The organism is Pseudoalteromonas sp. UCD-33C (genome assembly GCF_001306895.1).
GTDB lineage: Bacteria > Pseudomonadota > Gammaproteobacteria > Enterobacterales > Alteromonadaceae > Pseudoalteromonas.
Map to the genome: position 1 here is coordinate 1 of NZ_LJTB01000035.1, position 617 is coordinate 617.

Sequence of the window (617 nt, forward strand, 5' to 3'; positions counted from 1 at the left end):
ACCGATGCTGATGACCCCATTTATGTTACGTTTACTGTTAAGCCGTTTGCTGAACAAATGAACAAAGTGGCTGGCTGGGCGACTGGTTATAAACAAGAGATGCAAAAATTCATACCAGATAGCAGAGAATTTAAAGAAGCAGACATGATGTATCGCCAAGAGCGTTTTAATTTAGGACAGATGATTGCAAGGCATATCACGTTGACTAAAACGGTTTACTTACCCCATTTTTCAAAACGCATGCAACAACGTGTGATTGAAAAGTATCAACCTATTTTTAAAGCGTGGTATTACGGCGTACCTGAAACAGATTGTTGGAATAAGATGACTTGTCAGGAGCATATATTAAAACCAAGGGAAGTTGAATATGAAGGATTATAAGCGCAAGGTGATGGTGCAATTTCATTGTGTGTTACTGGCCTGTTTGTTTACAACAAGTTGCACTACAGTACTCGATAAGGCCCATGGTTATCGCGGGCCCATCGTTGTGACAATTAAAACAGAAGATGGCTCAGTGTCGGAGTTTCCTTTTTTAATAGAGTCTGTGTACACAGAGTCGTGTGGTCATAGTAGTTGTGGCATAGACTCTGGTTATAGATATCTAAAAACGAGCTATG

At 40.0% G+C, this 617-nt stretch carries 2 pseudogenes; both read left to right on the forward strand.

The features are described from left to right. Nucleotides 1–381 (forward strand): annotated as a pseudogene (locus AOG26_RS20320) (hypothetical protein); the annotation flags it as partial. Beyond that, nucleotides 368–617: pseudogene (locus AOG26_RS20655) on the forward strand (hypothetical protein); the annotation flags it as partial. The pseudogenes AOG26_RS20320 and AOG26_RS20655, both read left to right, overlap by 14 nt.